Origin of the sequence: Chryseobacterium sp. AG844 (genome assembly GCF_003182335.1) — a bacterium.
In the GTDB taxonomy this organism is placed as follows: Bacteria; Bacteroidota; Bacteroidia; order Flavobacteriales; family Weeksellaceae; genus Chryseobacterium; species Chryseobacterium cupriresistens.
Genome location: NZ_QGTV01000007.1, coordinates 125,246 through 144,058, shown reverse-complemented (window position 1 = coordinate 144,058; position 18,813 = coordinate 125,246). Strand labels below are relative to the sequence as shown.

At 35.6% G+C, this 18,813-nt stretch carries 19 protein-coding genes; 17 read left to right on the top strand and 2 right to left on the bottom strand.

What is annotated here, in order from left to right:
• Positions 1-197: 197 nt before the first annotated feature.
• The 11 genes from DEU40_RS09495 to DEU40_RS09455 all read left to right on the top strand — a co-directional run bounded on the left by DEU40_RS09495 (position 198) and on the right by DEU40_RS09455 (position 12,367).
• Positions 198-2,324, top strand: coding sequence for an outer membrane beta-barrel family protein (locus DEU40_RS09495; protein ID WP_110009610.1), 2,127 nt, complete (start codon positions 198-200; stop codon positions 2,322-2,324).
• Positions 2,325-2,445: 121 nt separating this feature from the next.
• The gene (locus DEU40_RS22420; RefSeq protein ID WP_171006274.1) at positions 2,446-2,583 is read left to right on the top strand and encodes a hypothetical protein; all 138 of its coding nucleotides are present in this window, start codon (positions 2,446-2,448) and stop codon (positions 2,581-2,583) included.
• Positions 2,584-2,639: 56 nt separating this feature from the next.
• A complete protein-coding gene (locus tag DEU40_RS22415) occupies positions 2,640-2,816 on the top strand; it encodes a hypothetical protein (protein WP_228406480.1) in 177 nt (58 codons plus the stop codon).
• A gap of 98 nt (positions 2,817-2,914) precedes the next feature.
• A complete protein-coding gene (locus tag DEU40_RS22410; protein ID WP_137904852.1) occupies positions 2,915-3,097 on the top strand; it encodes a hypothetical protein in 183 nt (60 codons plus the stop codon).
• Positions 3,098-3,174: 77 nt separating this feature from the next.
• The gene (locus DEU40_RS09490) at positions 3,175-3,375 is read left to right on the top strand and encodes a hypothetical protein (protein WP_002983500.1); all 201 of its coding nucleotides are present in this window, start codon (positions 3,175-3,177) and stop codon (positions 3,373-3,375) included.
• Between the two features lie 348 nt (positions 3,376-3,723).
• Positions 3,724-5,079: a radical SAM/SPASM domain-containing protein gene (locus tag DEU40_RS09480; protein ID WP_002983497.1), complete on the top strand. Its 1,356-nt coding sequence runs from the start codon at positions 3,724-3,726 to the stop codon at positions 5,077-5,079.
• Positions 5,080-5,089: 10 nt separating this feature from the next.
• Complete coding sequence (locus tag DEU40_RS09475) at positions 5,090-6,007, top strand: hypothetical protein (RefSeq protein WP_110009609.1); 918 nt, start codon at positions 5,090-5,092, stop codon at positions 6,005-6,007.
• 9 nt (positions 6,008-6,016) lie between these two features.
• Complete coding sequence (locus tag DEU40_RS09470; RefSeq protein ID WP_228406479.1) at positions 6,017-8,203, top strand: peptidase domain-containing ABC transporter; 2,187 nt, start codon at positions 6,017-6,019, stop codon at positions 8,201-8,203.
• Between the two features lie 228 nt (positions 8,204-8,431).
• Entirely contained in the window at positions 8,432-10,183 is a 1,752-nt protein-coding gene (locus DEU40_RS09465) for an alkaline phosphatase D family protein (protein ID WP_110009607.1), read from the top strand.
• A gap of 281 nt (positions 10,184-10,464) precedes the next feature.
• A complete protein-coding gene (locus tag DEU40_RS09460) occupies positions 10,465-11,160 on the top strand; it encodes a hypothetical protein (protein ID WP_110009606.1) in 696 nt (231 codons plus the stop codon).
• Positions 11,161-11,317: 157 nt separating this feature from the next.
• Positions 11,318-12,367: an MBL fold metallo-hydrolase gene (locus DEU40_RS09455; RefSeq protein WP_110009605.1), complete on the top strand. Its 1,050-nt coding sequence runs from the start codon at positions 11,318-11,320 to the stop codon at positions 12,365-12,367.
• Positions 12,368-12,457: 90 nt separating this feature from the next.
• Here the strand turns inward: DEU40_RS09455 and DEU40_RS22405 are convergent, their stop codons facing one another.
• Positions 12,458-13,297 carry a DUF4822 domain-containing protein gene (locus DEU40_RS22405; RefSeq protein WP_181397950.1) on the bottom strand — a complete coding sequence of 280 codons (840 nt, stop codon included), beginning with the start codon at positions 13,295-13,297 and terminating at the stop codon, positions 12,458-12,460.
• A 237-nt stretch (positions 13,298-13,534) separates the two neighbouring features.
• Between DEU40_RS22405 and DEU40_RS09445 the strand changes: the two genes are divergently transcribed.
• From DEU40_RS09445 to DEU40_RS09435, 3 genes are all read left to right on the top strand, one after another.
• Positions 13,535-14,248 (top strand): DUF434 domain-containing protein, encoded by a 714-nt coding sequence (locus DEU40_RS09445; protein WP_171006275.1) that lies wholly within the window; start codon positions 13,535-13,537, stop codon positions 14,246-14,248.
• A 2-nt stretch (positions 14,249-14,250) separates the two neighbouring features.
• On the top strand, positions 14,251-14,901 hold the full coding sequence (locus DEU40_RS09440) for a hypothetical protein (protein WP_110009603.1): 651 nt from the start codon (positions 14,251-14,253) through the stop codon (positions 14,899-14,901).
• A gap of 223 nt (positions 14,902-15,124) precedes the next feature.
• Positions 15,125-15,910: a TatD family hydrolase gene (locus tag DEU40_RS09435; protein WP_110009602.1), complete on the top strand. Its 786-nt coding sequence runs from the start codon at positions 15,125-15,127 to the stop codon at positions 15,908-15,910.
• A 52-nt stretch (positions 15,911-15,962) separates the two neighbouring features.
• On the opposite strand, the gene deoD is transcribed toward DEU40_RS09435, so the two are convergent.
• Positions 15,963-16,673 (bottom strand): purine-nucleoside phosphorylase, encoded by a 711-nt coding sequence (gene deoD / locus DEU40_RS09430; RefSeq protein ID WP_110009601.1) that lies wholly within the window; start codon positions 16,671-16,673, stop codon positions 15,963-15,965.
• A gap of 263 nt (positions 16,674-16,936) precedes the next feature.
• On the opposite strand from deoD, the gene DEU40_RS09425 reads away from it, so the two are divergent.
• From DEU40_RS09425 to DEU40_RS09415, 3 genes are all read left to right on the top strand, one after another.
• Positions 16,937-17,329 carry a VOC family protein gene (locus DEU40_RS09425; RefSeq protein ID WP_110009600.1) on the top strand — a complete coding sequence of 131 codons (393 nt, stop codon included), beginning with the start codon at positions 16,937-16,939 and terminating at the stop codon, positions 17,327-17,329.
• 258 nt (positions 17,330-17,587) lie between these two features.
• Positions 17,588-18,244, top strand: a complete 657-nt coding sequence (locus DEU40_RS09420) for a hypothetical protein (protein WP_181397949.1) — start codon at positions 17,588-17,590, stop codon at positions 18,242-18,244.
• Positions 18,231-18,812, top strand: coding sequence for a DUF4919 domain-containing protein (locus DEU40_RS09415; protein ID WP_110009599.1), 582 nt, complete (start codon positions 18,231-18,233; stop codon positions 18,810-18,812). Before DEU40_RS09420 ends, DEU40_RS09415 begins: the two co-directional genes overlap by 14 nt.
• Position 18,813 lies beyond the last annotated feature (1 nt).

The following is an 18,813-nucleotide window of genomic DNA, read 5'->3' as shown; positions in this document are numbered from 1 at the left end:
CTGCAAATTTATGAATTATCATCGAATTTTTATCAATGAAATATAAGTATTTGTTTATCAGTTGTATATTGATCTCTATGAGTCGGGAATTTGTAAATTTTTGGAAAAGGATATACCGGTATTGATCAATTTTGGATTACTAATCTTGTAGACTTTGAGTATAATCATGATGTTTGCATCAGAAATATTGAAAGTAAATGAGGAAAATATTAATATGTGTAAGTGTTCTGCTTCCCTTGTTGGGTTTCTCTCAAGAGAAGAAAGATTCCATTAAAACAGTTATAGAAAAACAAATTGCAGAAATAAAAGTGAATGGTAAAAAACCTTTTTTTGAACAAAAGGATGACCGTTTTGTTTTTAATGTTGAAAATAGCGATTTGGTTGTAGGAAATCACATATCCGAAGTTCTCTCTCAAACACCATTGTTAAAAGTAGATGATAATAAAATAACTCTTCTGGGAACAAACGCCTCTGTTTACATCAATGACAGAAAATCAATTCTTAAAGGCAAAGATTTAATACAATATCTTAATGCTATGCCGGCTTCTAATCTGGTAAAGATAGAGCTGATTACCAATCCTTCCTCAAAATATGATCTGGAGGATGCAATGATTATTAATCTGAAGCTGAAGAAACTGGAAACAGATGGACTGAAAGGAAGTTTTACCATTACAGATAAACAAAACAGAAAAAACAGTCAGCAGGCGAATATTGCTTTAAATTATCATAAAAACAGATTTTCAAATAATACCATGCTGTTTTTTGAAAATAATAATGACCTGCAAAGAAACAGTATTGATAATTATAGCTCAAAATTCAGCAGAAATCAGATTATAGGAAGTACGCTGATTAAAGAAACCAACTTTGGAGGAAATACAGGTTTTGATTACGAGCTTAATGAAAGAAGCAGCATAGGAGGTATTCTGGAATATTATCACAAAACACCTGAATCTTCACTTGAAAACAGGAATATATACTATGATACTACAGGAGGAATTTTTGAAAACAGAACGGTAAATACACAAAATGATAAGCTGAACCTTTTCGGAGGAAATGTTTATTACAGCTTTAATGATGATAAAAAATCCAAGCGATTGGATATCAACTTTGATTATTACACCCATCACAGAGATAATACAACAGAGTTTTTCAATTTGACCAGCCCATATTCAAACTTAATATATAATGATTATAAGAAGGACAATTATACGGTAAGAGTAGATTATTCCAAGACTTTCGAAAAATTAAAACTTAGTTTCGAAGCAGGAGGAAAACTTAATTGGCTTTCTACGGATAATCCTTATACCTATTATAATACAGACGGTACATTAAATACCCTATTTTCTAATAATTTTACGTATCATGAAAATATCAACGCCTTATATACCAATGTTAAGAAAAAACTGTTTTCGGCATTGGATGTAAACCTGGGGCTTCGTTATGAAAACACAAACATCAACGCAAAACAAAATACGGTTAGTGAGAACTTTTCCAGAAGTTACAACAATATTGTACCCAGCATCAACCTTTCTTATATGATCAATAAGAACAACAGAGTTTCTCTGGGATATAGAACTGCATTATGGAGACCTTATGTAGATGATTTGAACCCATTTATTTATAAGAATAATGAAACCTGGTGGGAAACCGGAAATCCTGATCTTAATGTGGCAAAGATGTATTTATTTAATGCGAGCTACAGCATAAAAAGAACCTGGGTGTTTGTAAGTAATTTCGGAATTGTAAAAAATCCTATTCTTCCTTATACAGAGGTTGTAGATAATGTTTCTGTTACAAGGCCCAAAAACTTTGAAGGTAATGTAAAGCGTCTTTATGTGGGATTGAACTATAACAAACCATTGTTTGAAAACAAATGGATGTTTAATCTTTCAACAGGAATGTATTACATCAATAATGCAGATATCTATGATGTTCATCCTAGTTCTTGGTATAATAACTCTTCCGTTACAATTAGTGGAAATAATCTTTGGAATAAAGGCTGGAACATAAGCTATAACTTTGGTTACACCTCTCCATATACATTAGTTAATAAGAAAAACGGTTATTTTATCAATAATCAGCTTGAGGTTTCAAAGAGTTATAAAGATTTTAAATTCAAGCTTTCTGTAAAAGATCTGTTGAATCTTTCAAACTCCCGCAATACATTATATAATAATGACGGATATATTGAAACTCTTTCGCAATCAAATTTAAGATCCATATCACTCAGCATATCCAAAACATTTGGCAACAACAAAGTAAAAAAGGTGAATACCGGAGATATAGACAAGGGGAGAACTCAAAATGAAAACCCCCGGCTGTAATCCTGTTCTTTTACTACAAAACTAATACACTAAAGGATAAAACTAATAACCATGAAAAACAAAAAGCTTGAAGAGTTATCCAAAAAGATAACTCAGGGTAAGCTCAAAAAACTACACAAACATGAAGTTCTCACTATCTACGCAGGGAAAGACTTTACTGTTGATGATTGCATTAGACATCCCGATTGTAATTCCTATTGCGGAATCTGCTCAACGAATACCCCCAATTGCTGGAGCTTTTCATAAAGACTTTTATTGAGCCTTCTCTGAAGCCTGTACTTTTCAGCAAACTATTAACCATGAAAATTTATTGTGATGAAAAACAAAAAACTGTTTGAATTGTCTAAAAAAATTACTGAGAACAAAATCCCAGGAATGAAAAGAGAATCAGTTGAAGTTATTAAGGGGGAATACAAAAAGAGATTATATCAGACTGTGCATGTTTCGGTGCAAATGCATGTTGGGGTTATGGAACCAGCTCATGTGCATTAAACAGTTGTTGGGCTTATTTTGACCAATAATTCGTCTACATAGGCTTGATTAATTTTTATAGAGTTAAGATTCGTAATAAACATAAAAAACTTACTTCTATGAAAAACAAAAAGCTTAAAGCGATTTCTCAGGAAATCACAAATGTCAAAATGAAAAAACTGCAAAAAGAGGGCCTTGTATTTATTACCGGTGGCTTACTCGCTTACCATTGTAGCCAATGTACCTGTAGTTGGTGCAGGCCGGATCTGCACGTAGATCCTAATTGCTGGAGCTTTTCATAAAGAAATTTGTGTTCTGTATAGCCCTGTGTGGAATTAAAACTGTTCAGGGAAATTATTAACCATGAAAATTTATTGTCATGAAAAACAAAAAATTGTTTGAATTGTCTAAGAAAATTACTGAAAACAAGCTACAGGGAATGAGCGAAAATTCAGTAAAGACAATCAAAGGAGGTAGACTTCCTTTGGAATTAGCAGCAGACTGTACAAGTCAGAACAGCTGCTGGGGATTCGGAGGTACAGCTACTTGCAGTGGTAACAGCTGCTGGAGTTATAACTAATAGAACTCTGATTCCACAAATTTATGTTCTGCAGGGTCTTGTGTGGAATTAAAACTTTACAAGAGAAAAAATTAACCTAAGATTTATTGTGATGAAAAACAAAAAATTGTTTGAACTGTCTAAAAAAATCACTGAAAACAAGCTACAGGGAATGAGCGAAAGTTCAGTAAAGACAATCAAAGGAGGTAAGTTACCTTTAGAACTAGCGGCAACGTGCACAAGTCAGAATGACTGCTGGGGATTCGGAGGTACACAAACTTGCAGTGGTAACGAATGTTGGAGTTACAACTAAAGTAAAAAGTAGAGTAGCATTCGTGCTACTCTATTTAATATTAAAATAAAATAATTATGAAATACAAATTATCAAGATATATCCATACCATAGAAAACGAGGAAATTTTAGATGATCATGTCATTCTTTTTTCTACCCGTTCCGGAACATCCATTGAAGTGAAAAAAGGATTATATGAAAAAATATGTAATCTTGAAACCACTCAGATTCCCGAAGAAATTTTTATCAACCTGATAAAAAATGAATTTTATGTACCTGAGTTTGAAGATGAGTTAAGAGAAATTCTTTCAGACAACATCATGTCTGTAGATCATCAGGATCTGAAAACACTTTCTTATGTGATTCAGCCTTCAGGAAACTGCCAGCTGGGATGTCACTATTGCGGTCAGTTGCATACTAACAAAAGTATGTCAAAAGAAGTTTTAGATCTTACCTATGACAGAATTATTACTAAAATGGAAAGTTTGTCAAACGATCTGGAACATTTGAGTATTACATGGTATGGAGGAGAGCCGTTAACAGGTCTTTCGGCTATCTCTAATTTATCCACCCGTTTAATCAGCCTTTGTGAAGAGAAAAATTTAAAATATTCTTCAAGAATTATTACAAATGCTTTAAGCCTTAAATATTCTCTTTTTGAAAAACTGGTAAAAAATTACAGGGTTACAGAATATCAGATCACAATTGACGGAACTCAGGAATTCCATGATAAGAGAAGATATCTGAAAAATGGTTCTAACAGTTTTGATATTATCATTAAAAATATCAAAGAAATTGTTAATTCCGAATTATATCAAAAAGAAGCAAGTTTCAATATCAGATGTAATGTGGATAAAGAAAACAGCTACAATGTGATAGATTTTATTGATTATCTGGAAGCAGAAGGAATCCTTCAGCACGTAAGTTTCTATCTTGCTCCCATCCACGACTGGGGTGATAACAAAGCTACTATTAAAGGCGTGTCAAAAGAAGAATTTGCTGAGCTTGAAATAGAAGTTTATATGAAGCTTCTGCAATCAAAAGCGAAATTTAAAACACAGATTATTCCTGAAAGAGTTACTAAACCTTGTATGGTAGTAAGCCAGACCTCAGAAGTATTTGACGCTTTCGGAAATGTCTCCACATGTTGGGAAATTCCGTACACTCCAAAATATGATAACTCTGAGTTTTATGCCGGAAACATTGTGAAAGATAAAGATGTAGACAGCAAAAATGTTGTCATGAGAAACTGGTTTAATGAAATACCGGACAACAACTCATGGTGCAAAAGCTGTAAATTCCTTCCTCTGTGTGGCGGAGCATGTCCGAAAAACTGGTATGATAATATCCCGGCGTGTCCTTCCTTCAAATTTAATATTGACGACAGAATTCTTCTTCAAAGATATATTAATGAACAAGCTGTGCTTTCTTAATAGATGATGTATGGAAACAATAATTTTAGACAAAATAAAAACAGTAGAATTCAGGGAATATGAGGTGAAAAAACCAAGACATATTTTCGAAAATCTGATTGAAGAATTTAGAAAAGATATTCCGGAAGATATCCAGGCAGGATTGTTTTACTATATGAACCTGTCTGAAAAATCACTTTCTGCTTTTCGTACAGGGAATACTACCTTAGGAAATTACCTTTATTCAAAAATGCAAAGTATGAATACCTATTTCATAGAACCTATTCATCAGGGGATGATAAGCTTAGACTATGCTTTGCTTGCGTATAAAAATTACGTGGAAAATGATTTTGTACTGGCAGAGGAAAATATTGACAGGGCTATTGAAAGTGCTTTAGTTCAGAGTAACACGTTTCCTTATTTTGCCATAATTATTGGAGAACAATCACTTAATAAAATCAGAATTTTTGCACGTACTCAAAATGAAGAGCGGTACAAGACAGAAGTCATGAAGATTTTGGCTTTTTTCATGTTTAACCAACATGAAAATGAGAGCTGCAAAAATCTGGCTGAAGACCTTCCCCTTATTGATAAGCAGGGGATGGTAAAACATATTATTAACAACTCTTATATCGCCATTCTTAAATCTTCGCAGGATGAGAAAAAAACAAGACTGATATTTCAGCAGATCTTTAATGCTCTGCTAAAGCAAAATGAATTTTCAGGCGATCAGGAAAATTTACTGATAGCCATGCGCTGTATCGACAAAATTGAAGATGAAGATTTTTTAGATTATCTGAACGAGAATTTTTCTCATATCAAAAGTTCTCCGCAAAAATTAGTGAAAATTATAATAGAAAATTATTTAGATAAAATATCCAATAACCAGCAATTAGTAAATGATGAAGAATTTACTAAAAAGCTAAAAACACTAGGCATAACAATTTAACTTATTATTGTGTTCAACAAATTCCCCTTTTATTCCCAAATAGAACAGATGGATTGCGGTCCGGTTTGCCTTAAGATTATTCTAAAATATTACGGCAAAGATTGTGATCTGGTATATCTGAGAAACCTTACTGAAGTTACCCGATCCGGGGTTACTCTGGCAGATATTAATGATGCCGGTAAAAAGCTGTATTTTCATACAACTCCCTTTAAGGTTCCTTTGTCTACACTGAACGAGGATGTTCATTTACCCTGCATTTTACATTGGGAGCAGGAGCATTTTGTTGTACTCTATAAAATCAAAAATAATTTTTATTATATCTCAGATCCCAAATATGGCAGACTAAAGCTTAAAAAAGAGCAGTTTGTAAAGCTTTGGATTTCGTCCGCAGATAACGAAGGGATTGGGCTACAATTAATCCCGAAGGAAGAGTTTGTTGAGTTTAAACCTCCTTTTGAACAGCAGGATTTAAAAATTTTCAAAAGCTATATTCGTTCAGTTTTAGAAAAACAAAATTTCAAAATTGGACTGCTGATTTTTTTAATTACGATAAGTTCCGTTATTTCCTATATCTTTCCTCAGCTGATTCAGAAGATGTTTGACGAAGGAATGAAGTCGAAAGAAGGAAAAGTAATCATTGGAATTTTCGGATTTCAGATGCTTTTGTATGGAGGGCAGATACTCATCAATATCCTTCAGAATTTTGTAGGAGTTCACTTTAGCTCACAGGTAAGCATTAAAATGCTGAATGACTTGCTGCAGAAAACAGTCAGACTTCCCGTCTCTTTTTTTGAAAACAGATTATATACAGACCTATTACAGAAAATAGAAGAACAGTCAAAAATAGAACAGTTATTAACCAGGCAATTGTTATCGAATATTTTATCAGTTTTTTTACTGATTGTACTTATAATAAGGCTTTTAATATATAACCAGTATATAGCATTGGGGTTTCTGGGAATTGCCGTTTTTTCCACTGTATGGATTTACTTGTTTCATAATAAAAGAAGGATTATAGATTATTATGCCTTTAAATTAAATTCAGAAAGCAAAAATCATCTTGTTGAGATGATTACCGGGATGGTTTCCGTTAAAATTAGTAATGCTCACATTTCAAGAATATCAAAGTGGGAAGAGCTGCAGAAAAAGATATATAAGACCAAAGTAAAAAGTCTTATCCTGGATATTTATCAAACCAATGTTACCAGCATTATTAAACAGTTATTTATATTTTCAACTACCTTTTTTTGCGTGTATTGGGTATCGCTTGGGAAAATGACGGTTGGTGAGATGCTGAGTATAGGATATATTATAGGTATTGCTTCCGCACCCATAGAAAATCTGGTTGCGTTTTTCCGCTCATTTCAGGATTCAAGTTTAGTGTATAAAAGAGTTCAGGAAATTTTACAGCAAACCGATGAAAACCTGAATTTAAAAGACGGAGATCAGGCTCTGCTGAGTAAGGATATTAGTTTAAATAATGTTTGGTTCAAGTATCCGGGGGGACATCAGCCCTATGTTTTAAAAAATATCAATTTTAAAATTCCTAACGGCAAAGTTCTTGCCATTGTTGGAGAAAGCGGAAGTGGGAAAACCACATTATCCAAACTTCTTCTGGGATTTTATCCTTCTTCAGAAGGAGATCTGAACATCGGGCAGGAAGAGCTGTTTCAGATCAATCATGATTGGTGGAGAAGCAATTGTGGAGTTGTTCTTCAGGACTCATACATATTCAGCGGAACCATAAGAGAGAATATTGCCATGCAGGAAGACGCAGATGAAAAATTATTGATCAGTGCCTGTAAATTAGCCAATATATACGAAATGATTCAAAGTCTTCCTTTAGGATTTGACACCAAAATAGGAGCCGCAGGAGATGATTTGAGCGGAGGACAGAAACAACGTATTCTTATTGCAAGGGCTGTATACAAAAATCCGGATTTTATTTTCTTTGATGAAGCTACTTCTGCACTGGATGCAGAAAATGAAAAAATTATACATGATAATTTACAGGAGTTTTTTAAGGGAAGAACCGTTGTTATCATTGCACACCGTTTATCCACAGTAAAAAGTGCAGACAATATCATTGTTTTGAAAAAAGGCGAAGTTGTAGAGCAGGGTAACCACCAGGAATTAGTATCCAAAAAAGGAGAATATTTTAATTTGGTCAGAAACCAGCTGGAATTAGGAGAATAAAAGAAGACCTTAAATAATATATTTGATGAAAACAAGCTTCTTCTATGGAACTTGTTAAAAAAAGGAAGCCGGTAAGGTTTCCTTTTGTGTTTGCCCATTACAGCAATATGTGTCATGATTTAATTTCTTATGCATAACATTAAACATTTGTTTAAAAAATTATAAAATATATTTAAAACACAGTTAACAGCCGTCTTCTCCGGATACCGTTGCTTTGCAAAAAAAGTAATGATGGAAAACAACAACCCACTCAACAGAAGAAGATTTCTTAAAAATTCACTATTGGCTGCCGGAGGAATTTTCTTAGCTCCTCTAATTGAAAGCTGCAGCGATGATTTTACTGAAAACGGGAATGCCCCCGATGATCTTAAAAACGGAGGTTTTGAATCTGGGGTAGCAAGTTTTGATCCCAGCGCAACAGGAATTATTATCTGGACCCGGTATTCAAAAGGAACAGATGCAGAGATTACATGGGAAATCAGTAAAAACAGTAACTTTTCAGAAGTAGTAAGAAGAGGGCAGGCGAATGCCACAGGTGTAAATGATTTTACTGTAGCGGTAGATGTACAGAATATCTCTTCCAACACAAAATATTATTATAGATTCTATAACAGTACAACTAAAGAAGTCAGCGTAACAGGGGAAACCCTTACTTTACCTTCAAAATCAGATGCTGTAAGTGAAGTGAAAATGGCTGTTGTATCTTGTTCCAACTTTCCTGCAGGACTTTTCAATGTGTATGATGCGATTGCAAAATCTGACGCAGATGTTGTCGTACACCTTGGAGACTATATTTATGAATATGCTCCCGGACAATACGGAACAAACCCCTACACCAATCAGTTGGGAAGAGCGCATCAGCCGGCAAAGGAAATTCTTACCCTCAATGATTACAGGGAACGATACAGGCAGTACAGAGGAGATAAAAACCTTCAGCTTCTTCACCAGAAAAAGCCTTTCATCTGTGTCTGGGACGATCATGAGTTTGCCAATGATACCTATAAAACAGGAGCAGAAAACCATCAGCCGAACGAAGGAGATTTTCAGGCAAGAAAAATGGCTGCATTTCAGGCTTACAGCGAATACATTCCTCTTAAAACAGGGAAAGATATGAGAATTTACAGAAGTTTCAGCTTCGGGAATATCGTCTCCCTTTACATGATGGATACAAGGGTGATTGCAAGGGATAAACAAATGGAATATTCGGATTATCTTGATAATACAGGAAGTTTTAATCAGATACAGTTTAAAACAGATTTCTTAAGCACCAGCAGAAAACTGATCGGAAACGAGCAGATGTCATGGCTGAATGCTCAGATCAATGGTGATACAGCCAAATGGAAAGTGCTTGGACAACAGATTTTAATGACGAAAATGATGGTTCCTGCAGAGCTTTTGATGCTGCTGAATCAGATTCTTGCGGAAATTAAACAGTATGGAAGTGCACAGCCGGCTACTATGCAGGCGCTTCAGAATACCATCACTCAGTTGATTATTCTTAAAACAAGACATCAACAACAGGATCCTACATTGACACCGCAGGAAATTGCAAGAATCACAACGACTTTACCGTACAATCTGGATGCATGGGATGGATATTTCATGGAAAGAGAACAGCTTTATTCTGTTCTTGCAGGAAAAAATGTAGTGGTACTGGCCGGAGATACTCACAATGCATGGTTAGGAAAGCTTACCGATGCGCAGGGTAAATTTATCGGGACAGAGCTTGCCTGCAGTTCCGTTTCTTCTCCTGGCCTTGAAGGATATCTGGGAATCACTTCGGATCCTGCAAAAGCAATAGAACTGGCTCAGGCATTTTCACTATTGATTGATGACCTGGAATATGCCAATCTTTATAAAAGAGGATATCTGCATGTGAAATTTACCACCGGAAGTTCTACTGCAGAGTGGAGGTTTGTAGACAATGTGATTTCCGATACCTACAATACCACTACAGAAAAGACCTATACGATTTCATAGTTTCAATTTAATTATATCTTATTTTCAATTTGGTAAAAAGAGTCATGGTGCTGCTGTGGCTCTTTTGTATTATTTAATCTGATTAAGTAGTTTGGAAACCGGAAGCAGTAAGAAGAAAGGTATTGAGATCATAAAAAACTTCTCAATTTATCATTTTTTATAGGAATTTCATGGATTTAACAATAACTGCAGAAATTATCAGAGTAACAGTAACCTCCTGCCTCCCTCTTCCAGCTTCCATCTTTACTTGAGGTTATTTACTTTTTTCGTATCTTGAGGGTATGCAAGAGGATACAAGAAAAGATTTTTTGCCATTAACATCTGAAACATGGTGGTTGATGACCTGGATAACCAGAACTTTTGGGGTACTTTTATTGTTGGTGGCATTCCTGCTGGCATTGGGATTGCCGGTTGTGATGAGTGATAAACCGGTCATATTTATTGTTGTCGCAATACTATACTATCCGGCTCTTGCTTTTGGTTTATACCGTTTTTTTCTTTACCAGCGGAGAATCAGAAAAAGAGTAGTCCGAAAGATACAGGTTGATGATCAGGGAATTCATTACGAAAGAGCCGATGGAACGATAGATCAAATTCTTTATCATGATCTGGAAAAATATAACCTTTCCGATGTATATGATGTAAGTACCAGCCCACGAAACAAGATGTATATATTAAATGTAAAGTACAATGGTTCGGCAGCAGACGTAGATTTTGACGGAACTGATGCCGGTTACAGCTATTATATCGGAAATTTAAAAGCTTTACGACGAAGATATATTCAGGGAATTGTACATTTTAGGCCGGATTTGCGCATAGATCCTTTGGTATATGACGTCTATTATATCAACCCCAGTGATTTTACTTTCGATAAAAAAAAGTATTGGACAGAATTTGTGCAGACTTTTGCTTTAATGATGATAGGTTGCATAGTGTTAGGAATCTTTGTACTTGGACTGGTTAAATGGATTTTTTAAGAATAGTTTTCATTAAATCATAAAGAATTAAAATTTCAACATCCTTTATTTTCACATCTCAGAATCTTATGCTTATATTTATTTTATAGTAAAGTTTCACACCCAATAAGATAAAGAGCATACCTTTAGAAACCGGGATGGATTTAAAATAAAATAAATGAAAAGTTTAAAAAAGCAGCTGGGACAGTTTCCCGATGAAAAAAGAAAAGAATATTTCAGTACACTGCCCAATTATCTTAACGGCCGGTTTCAGAATATATTAACAACTCCGGCACTGTTAGAAGGAGAGAGTATGACTAAATTACTCCTTCAAAGCCTGTGCAAAATAGAAAATACATCACCCAAAACAGCACTCCCTTTTGTAGTGACTGATCTTAAAAATCTTCAACCGGATGAAAATGTGCTGATATGGTTTGGGCACAGCTCCTATTTCATACAGGTCGATGGAAAAAGATTTCTTATAGATCCTGTTTTCAGTGGAAATGCCTCTCCGATGCCGGGTTCAATAAAAGCTTTTCAGGGATCCGATTATTACAAACCGGAACATATGCCGGAGATCGACTTCCTTCTTATTTCGCATGATCATTGGGATCATCTGGATTATAAAACCGTTCAGCAAGTAAAGGGTAAAGTAGGAAAAGTCATTTGCGGACTGGGAACCGGACAGCATTTTGAATATTGGGGATGGACATTTGATACAATTATTGAAAAGAACTGGTGGGAAAGTATAGATATTGCAGAAGGCTTCAGAATCACGCTTACTCCGGCAAGACACTTTTCAGGAAGATTACTGAACCGTAATATCTCGCTCTGGACCTCCTTCGTTTTAAAAACACCTTCCAAAAATCTGTTTTTAGGAGGAGACAGCGGTTATGGGAATCATTTTACAGAAATCGGTGAGAAATTCGGGCCATTTGATCTGGCAGTAATGGAAAATGGGCAGTATAACGAAAAGTGGCCTTATATTCATACATTGCCGGACCAGCTGATGAAAGAAATAAAAGAATTAAAAGCCCAAAACTTTATCCCGGTACACAATTCCAAATTCAAGCTTGCACAGCATATCTGGTACGAACCTTTAGAGCTGGCTTCAAAACATGCTGAAGAAAGCAATATCCCGGTTACCCTTCCGATGATCGGGGAAAAAGTAAATCTGGATCAGCTGGGAAAAGTAAACTGGAAAAAATGGTGGGAAGAATACAAATGATAAGTTACTAACGGAACATTCTTTTAATTAAAACATATAAAAACCTGCCCGTTACTGAGCAGGTTCTTCCTTATTATAAAAAAATAATCATTACAAAGGTTCCTTATGGTTGACCTTTGTATGGATAATATCGTAAAATACAGCTGGGTTAGCCGCATCTGGGGTAATTCTGTAAGTAAATGTTGTTTCGTTCAGAAGCAGAATATCCACAACACGCGTAAAAGTTGGAGTCGTAAGCGTTCTCTTTTTTCCGTCAGGAGAAATAGACCATGTTCCTTCAGATCGCAGTATATCATTTAAACCGAAAATTTTAAAAGTTCCGTTAGCTTTGAAGTAAGAATATCCTACATATCCGGCTACACTGGCATCAGTAAGAGCAACATTATTTCCGCTTTTATCCCTGGCACCTGTTGTTTCCCATGGAGTAGAAGCTAAAGTAAGCTGCCCGTTCGTTGGCTCAGCGTGAGAAGTTTTCGTATGGATAATGTCATAATACACAGACGGATCACTGGAATTAGGACGGATTCTGTAGGTGAATTCATTTCTGTTCAACACAAGAATTTCAACATCACGGGTGAAAATAGTGGTTCCATCCGGGTTTAAGGCAGCAATAGTTCTTGTTTTACCCTGAGCATCTACAGACCATGTTCCCATAGATCTCAATACATCTGTAAGGCTGTAGATCGCAAACTTTCCGTCTGTCTTGAAATAAGCAAACCCTACATATCCGGCTACACTGGCATCAGTAAGGGCAACATTATTTCCGTTTTTATCTTTAGCTCCGGTAGTTTCCCATGGCGTAGAAGACAGCACTTGTGAGGGAGTCTGCTGTTCAATAATGATTTCATTATCATCACTTGAGCATGAAACGAAAGACGCTGATAACAGCACCGCTGCAGACAGATAACATAATTTTTTCAGTGTATTCATAAAGGTATTTTTTAAGTCTTTGCAAACTTATTCCTAATAAATATCACAGCGTTGTACAAAATATCTCTTTTGTTGTAGAAAATATAACAGATCCCAATTCAGAATGAGAAAAATGATATCATTGACAAATTTAACAATCAAAGGTGTGAAATTCCCATCCTTTGGAGGGGTGTCAAAAATTCAAAGAATTTTTGACGGGGTGGTTTCTAACATCCACCAAAAACTTTATTTTTGAACATGAATAACAGAAACCGTGGAAAAAATACTGGCGATGATACCTTATTCGGTTCAGAGAAACAGATCAGTAAGCTGAAACTTGCCGTTGAAGACATGCAGTACCTGCTGAGCAGAGATTACCCGGAAAAAGCGGCTTCGGATCTCGTTGGTAACAGGTACCGTCTGAAATCCCGACAGATACAAGCTTTGAGAGGAATGTCGGCATCCGATGTACAGCTTCACAACAGACATTTGAAGCATGTTGATATTTCAGAGTTAAAAGAGAAAACAATATATCTTGATGGTTTCAATGTTATTATTTTATTGGAAAGTCTGCTTTCTGAAGCTTATGTTTTTGAAGGATTGGATGGCTGTATCCGTGACCTTTCAGGCGTGCATGGAACTTATAAAAGAGTTAATCAAACCTTAAGAGCTATTGAGTTGATTGCTTCTTTTTACAGGAAAAATCATATTCAGAAACTTGTATGGATTTTTGATCAACCGGTTTCCAACAGTGGAAGAATCAAACAGCTTGTTCTTGAATATGCTGAGCAGAATCGACTCAACTGGGAAGCTGATCTTCAGTTTAATCCTGATAAATTTCTGGCGGAAAGTTCGGGAATCATTATTTCTTCCGATGCCTGGATTCTCGATCACTGCAAAGAATGGTTCAATCTGATTGGTTATCTGATCAGTGAAGAAAATCTTTCTGTTAATCTTATCAAAACAAAGTAAGTATGAATATGTTTGAACCTTATATTCCACTGTTTTCAGAAGTATGGAAGGGTAAATACAAAGACCTTTTAGCAGAAGAGCACCTGGAAACTCTGGAGGAAAATATTCATAGATTTAAGCAAAATACTTTAGAATGGCAGCTGCCTTATTTTAATGAAGAAATAATCATTGACAGGCAGGAAAGCTTTGGAAAATTCATTCCCATTCTGGAAAGTAACGATTCTGATGAGGTAAAAGCAGCATCGCTGGAAGCAATTCCTTTTGAACATTGGCTGAATATTTTAGGACAAAGATTAACCTCTACAAGCATCCGCGATGAAAATGGCATTCCACCGTTGAAAACCATGCTGCTCAATGCCTGTCAGGAACCTTTCAATAACGAAATTACCATTGCACAAAGAGCCTGGGAAAAGCACATTGGAAGAATGGATGATGATTTCTGGGGCGAAATAAAAGGGAACAATCAGCAGAAACAGGAGAAGGTCATGGCAAAAATCCATGAAATTCTTGACAATAAAACCTGGTGGAATGTCTTCTTTCATTACAAACATGAGCTGGTCTTTGAAGTCCGGGAAAAAGAAGGTCATGGAATCCGCTGGAGTCACGGCGGAACAAAGCTGATCGGTTTTCTTGAAAAATTTATCAACGAATAGAGTATCCACAAACATCTGTGAAATCCGTGGAAAATAAAAACTCCCGCAGATAAGCAGATTTTTTAATCATAAAGTATTTTGTCTTTTTACTTTTCTTCTTTTTAACTGCGTAAAAAGATTGCGTACCATACGTCTAGTTTTGCAGATATAAAACAGAAGCTGCGAATCAATCAGTTTCCAATTTATATTTAGAAATTAACATCAAATAAAAAGTAAAAAATAGATGAACACTTATATTGATATTGGCATTAATCTGACCAATAAACAGTTCTATAAAGAACACGAAGAAATTATCAACCGAGCATTAGATCATGGTGTTGAACATATGATTCTCACCGGAACCAGCATACGTGGAAGCAGAGAGTCTGCGGAAATCGCAGAAGAATATCCCGAAATTTTATTTTCAACAGCCGGAATTCATCCCCATGATGCCCAATCTTTTAATGGACAAAGTATTAGTGAACTCAGGCAATTATTAAAGCAGGATCATGTGGTTTCCGTAGGAGAGTGCGGACTGGATTTTGACCGTGATTTCTCTCCCAGACCTATTCAGGAAAAATGTTATCGGGCACAACTTGAGCTCGCCATAGAAGTTAATAAACCCCTTTTTCTTCATGAAAGATCCGCATTTAAAAGATTTAATGACATTACAGATCACTATCTTTCAAAGTTACCTGAAGCCGTAGTACACTGTTTTACCGGAACCTTGAACGAGGCAAAAACTTATCTTGATAAAGGATTTTATTTAGGATTTACCGGAGCCATAAGTGATGCCAAAAGATTTAAACATCTGGAAGACGTCATAAAATATGTACCTCTCGATAGAATGATGATTGAAACGGATGCGCCATTTATGCTTCCGAAGAATATGCCGAGAATACAGAACAGAAGAAATGAACCTTCATTTTTACCTTATGTAGCCCAAACGATTGCCCACCTGAAGAGGATCAGTATTTCCGAAGTCGCAGACGAGACTACAGAAACTGCCAGAAATTTTTTCAGACTATAAAAAAGAGCTCTACTGATAAAGTAAAGCTCTTTTTCTATAATGAATTTAGTTCTTACAAACTCTTTATAGCCGATTCCAAAGCCAGTTCCATCATAGGATTCAAAGCTGTTTCTCTTTCATCAGCAGAGATTTTTTCGTGGGTAGGAATAATATCCGTTACCGTAAGAATAGTCGCTGCATTTTTTCCTAAATGCTGAGCATTGGCAAATAAACCAAAAGCTTCCATTTCTACTGCAGGACAGTTGTATTTTGTTGCAATTTCCGGAGTAGCAGGATCTTTTCTGTAGAAAATATCACTACTGTGGATATTGATGGCTTTAGCATTTAATGATAAATCTTTAGCCGTTTCGTTGATGGTATTAAAGATATTCCCCTGGTGAGAAAGGATTTCTTCTTCAATTCCCCATGCATATTTGGCGTACGTACTTTCGCTGGCAGCTTTGTCAATATTTAAAATATCAAAAAGTTGAAGATCTGTATTGTAAGCACCACAAGTCCCGATTCTGATGATCGTATCTACTTCATACTCTGTGAACAGTTCAAAAGAATAGATTCCGATACTTGGAAAACCCATTCCACTTGCTCCTACAGTGATTTCCTTCCCTTTATAAAGACCCGTATAATAAAAAATTCCTCTGGTTTTGCTTACCAGTTTAGCATTTTCTAAATAATTTTCAGCAATATACTGTGCACGAAGCGGATCCCCCGGCTGCAATACTACTTTGGCAATTTCTCCTTTTTTTGCACTGATGTGAATACTCATAATGTTATTTTGAATGGGACAAAGATAATAACTTTTAGTTTGTTTCTGTAATTACGAAAATGGAAACAATGAAACGACGTCTTATTAATAAAATGTATAAGATGTTATTAATAAATGCTTTAAATAATATTTTTTAATAAAGACCTTCGTATAATCCAAAACCTAACCTGGTAAATACAGGACAATAAAAGAATAATGTGGAGCGGGTATCGTTAAAGGCCAGCGGCTACTTTTGCAATAGTCAAACCGTAAAAATTGAAATTATGACAATTGAACATATCGCTGTTTGGGTGAAAGATCTGGAAATATCCAGAGCGTTTTATCAGAAATATTTCGGAGCCGTTTCCAATGAAAAGTATCACAATCCTGTTAAAAATTTTCAATCCTATTTTTTAAGTTTTGAGAGCGGCTGTCGCCTTGAAATTATGACCAGACCGGATATCAGAGAAACTGAAAACTCTTATGAATCCCAGCAGTATGGAATTATTCATCTCGCATTTTCTGTAGACAATAAACAAAAAGTAGACGAACTTACAGAAATACTGAGAAAAGATGGATATAAAGTGGCTGGAGAACCGCGTACCACCGGGGACGGCTATTATGAAAGCGTCATCCTTGATCCTGAAAATAATATCATTGAAATTGTATCACAGTAGTCATTGCGAGTCGCTTTAGCGACGAAACAATCTTTATAGTAATGAATATGTAATTTCAAACCTTATAGGTTTAGATGGTAAGATTTACCTTGCTGAAAATCTTTGATTTTCTTGCGCCTTAAAAACAGCATAATGCTTATAACTTTTTGCGCCTTTGCGCTTTCCAACCTTATAATTACTTCAAAGAATCCATATTTAACATGAATCTTCCCCACAAAAATTTTATTCTCAACGAAATAATTTTATTTTTGTTAGATCATGGAAACCAAGTCACCGTTTTTAGACACGATCTTTTTGCTTCGTAAGGAAGAATGTATTACTCTTTTTTCAAGCTTACAGCAAATCTCCCCTCAGGAAGAGGCGGAAGCAGGAGATTATTTTGAAACAGAATTCGAAAAAGAAAGACTTGAATTTTTATCAGACCGTTTAATCTGTAACAAACAGACAGCCGTATGGGCCGCCAAGATTCTCTATCACAGTGCACAGCTTTATCTCATCAGAGAAAATACCGAAAAGGATATTGAAAATCTTATTCCCGGATTCAAAGGAACACGGGATATTCCTTCCATCTTATCCGCAGATATGTCACTCAGATTTTTGCCACAGGTAATGGCTGCTTTACATACTGTGGATCCCGAAGATGCTTTAATCCCTATGCTGGAAAATATTCTGACACAGTTTCACTATTCCGGAATAGGATATGATCTTGATCTGAAAAACGTAAATTGGCCTGAAGAACTGAAAGACAATACCTACAGAAAGCTATATCTGGAAAGAATTGTTGAAAAAAAAGATGATAAACTGGCAGAAATTCCGTTTATCAATAAACAACTGATTGCCGAATTTGGAATGCATAAAGACGCATTCTGGCGAGAACTAAAAACTATAACCGAAGACAATAATGAAAACGTATGAGAAAGTATTTGAATTTTTAGCGGATCCCACCAAAGAAACGTTCCTGAAATGCCGTGAGCTGGTAATCAATGATCCTGAATATGATCCGTATTCAGAAGATATTGAAAACATGCAGGACTTACTCAATGAAGGAAAATTTGAAGAGGTTATACAATATGTAAACGTCAATATTTTGCTGAGTCCGAGAGCTCATATTTATAAATATTTTGCATACAAAGAACTGGCCGAAGATAAAGGACGAAGTATTGAAATGACAATAGCACAGCTCATTTTTGAATGCCTTGAAAAAACAGGGGACGGAACCAAAGCTTCTCCCTATATTATTACAAGAATTTCCGACGAAAGGGATCTGATCAGGCATCATTTCAATAAACAGGATGTTTCACAAAGTCTGGTCAGGGATGGAAATAAGATCATGGATGCACTTACTCTTGATGACGGATCTCAATTGTACTTTGATATCAAAGATCCTTATCAGAGAATGGCCTTTTCATTCAGCAAAAGAAATGAACAGGCAGAAAGCAAAGAAGAACAGAAACCCCAAAAGAAAAAATGGTGGAAATTTTAAT

Excerpts from the sequence above, each read along its gene's own strand:
- DEU40_RS09495 (WP_110009610.1), top strand. The coding sequence starts at position 198 with ATGAGGAAAATATTAATATGTGTAAGTGTTCTGCTTCCCTTGTTGGGT.
- DEU40_RS22420 (WP_171006274.1), top strand. The coding sequence starts at position 2,446 with ATGAAGTTCTCACTATCTACGCAGGGAAAGACTTTACTGTTGATGATT.
- DEU40_RS22415 (WP_228406480.1), top strand. The coding sequence starts at position 2,640 with ATGAAAAACAAAAAACTGTTTGAATTGTCTAAAAAAATTACTGAGAAC.
- DEU40_RS22410 (WP_137904852.1), top strand. The coding sequence starts at position 2,915 with ATGAAAAACAAAAAGCTTAAAGCGATTTCTCAGGAAATCACAAATGTC.
- DEU40_RS09490 (WP_002983500.1), top strand. The coding sequence starts at position 3,175 with ATGAAAAACAAAAAATTGTTTGAATTGTCTAAGAAAATTACTGAAAAC.
- DEU40_RS09480 (WP_002983497.1), top strand. The coding sequence starts at position 3,724 with ATGAAATACAAATTATCAAGATATATCCATACCATAGAAAACGAGGAA.
- DEU40_RS09475 (WP_110009609.1), top strand. The coding sequence starts at position 5,090 with ATGGAAACAATAATTTTAGACAAAATAAAAACAGTAGAATTCAGGGAA.
- DEU40_RS09465 (WP_110009607.1), top strand. The coding sequence starts at position 8,432 with ATGATGGAAAACAACAACCCACTCAACAGAAGAAGATTTCTTAAAAAT.
- DEU40_RS09460 (WP_110009606.1), top strand. The coding sequence starts at position 10,465 with ATGCAAGAGGATACAAGAAAAGATTTTTTGCCATTAACATCTGAAACA.
- DEU40_RS09455 (WP_110009605.1), top strand. The coding sequence starts at position 11,318 with ATGAAAAGTTTAAAAAAGCAGCTGGGACAGTTTCCCGATGAAAAAAGA.
- DEU40_RS22405 (WP_181397950.1), bottom strand. The coding sequence starts at position 13,297 with ATGAATACACTGAAAAAATTATGTTATCTGTCTGCAGCGGTGCTGTTA.
- DEU40_RS09445 (WP_171006275.1), top strand. The coding sequence starts at position 13,535 with ATGAATAACAGAAACCGTGGAAAAAATACTGGCGATGATACCTTATTC.
- DEU40_RS09440 (WP_110009603.1), top strand. The coding sequence starts at position 14,251 with ATGAATATGTTTGAACCTTATATTCCACTGTTTTCAGAAGTATGGAAG.
- DEU40_RS09435 (WP_110009602.1), top strand. The coding sequence starts at position 15,125 with ATGAACACTTATATTGATATTGGCATTAATCTGACCAATAAACAGTTC.
- deoD (WP_110009601.1), bottom strand. The coding sequence starts at position 16,673 with ATGAGTATTCACATCAGTGCAAAAAAAGGAGAAATTGCCAAAGTAGTA.
- DEU40_RS09425 (WP_110009600.1), top strand. The coding sequence starts at position 16,937 with ATGACAATTGAACATATCGCTGTTTGGGTGAAAGATCTGGAAATATCC.
- DEU40_RS09420 (WP_181397949.1), top strand. The coding sequence starts at position 17,588 with ATGGAAACCAAGTCACCGTTTTTAGACACGATCTTTTTGCTTCGTAAG.
- DEU40_RS09415 (WP_110009599.1), top strand. The coding sequence starts at position 18,231 with ATGAAAACGTATGAGAAAGTATTTGAATTTTTAGCGGATCCCACCAAA.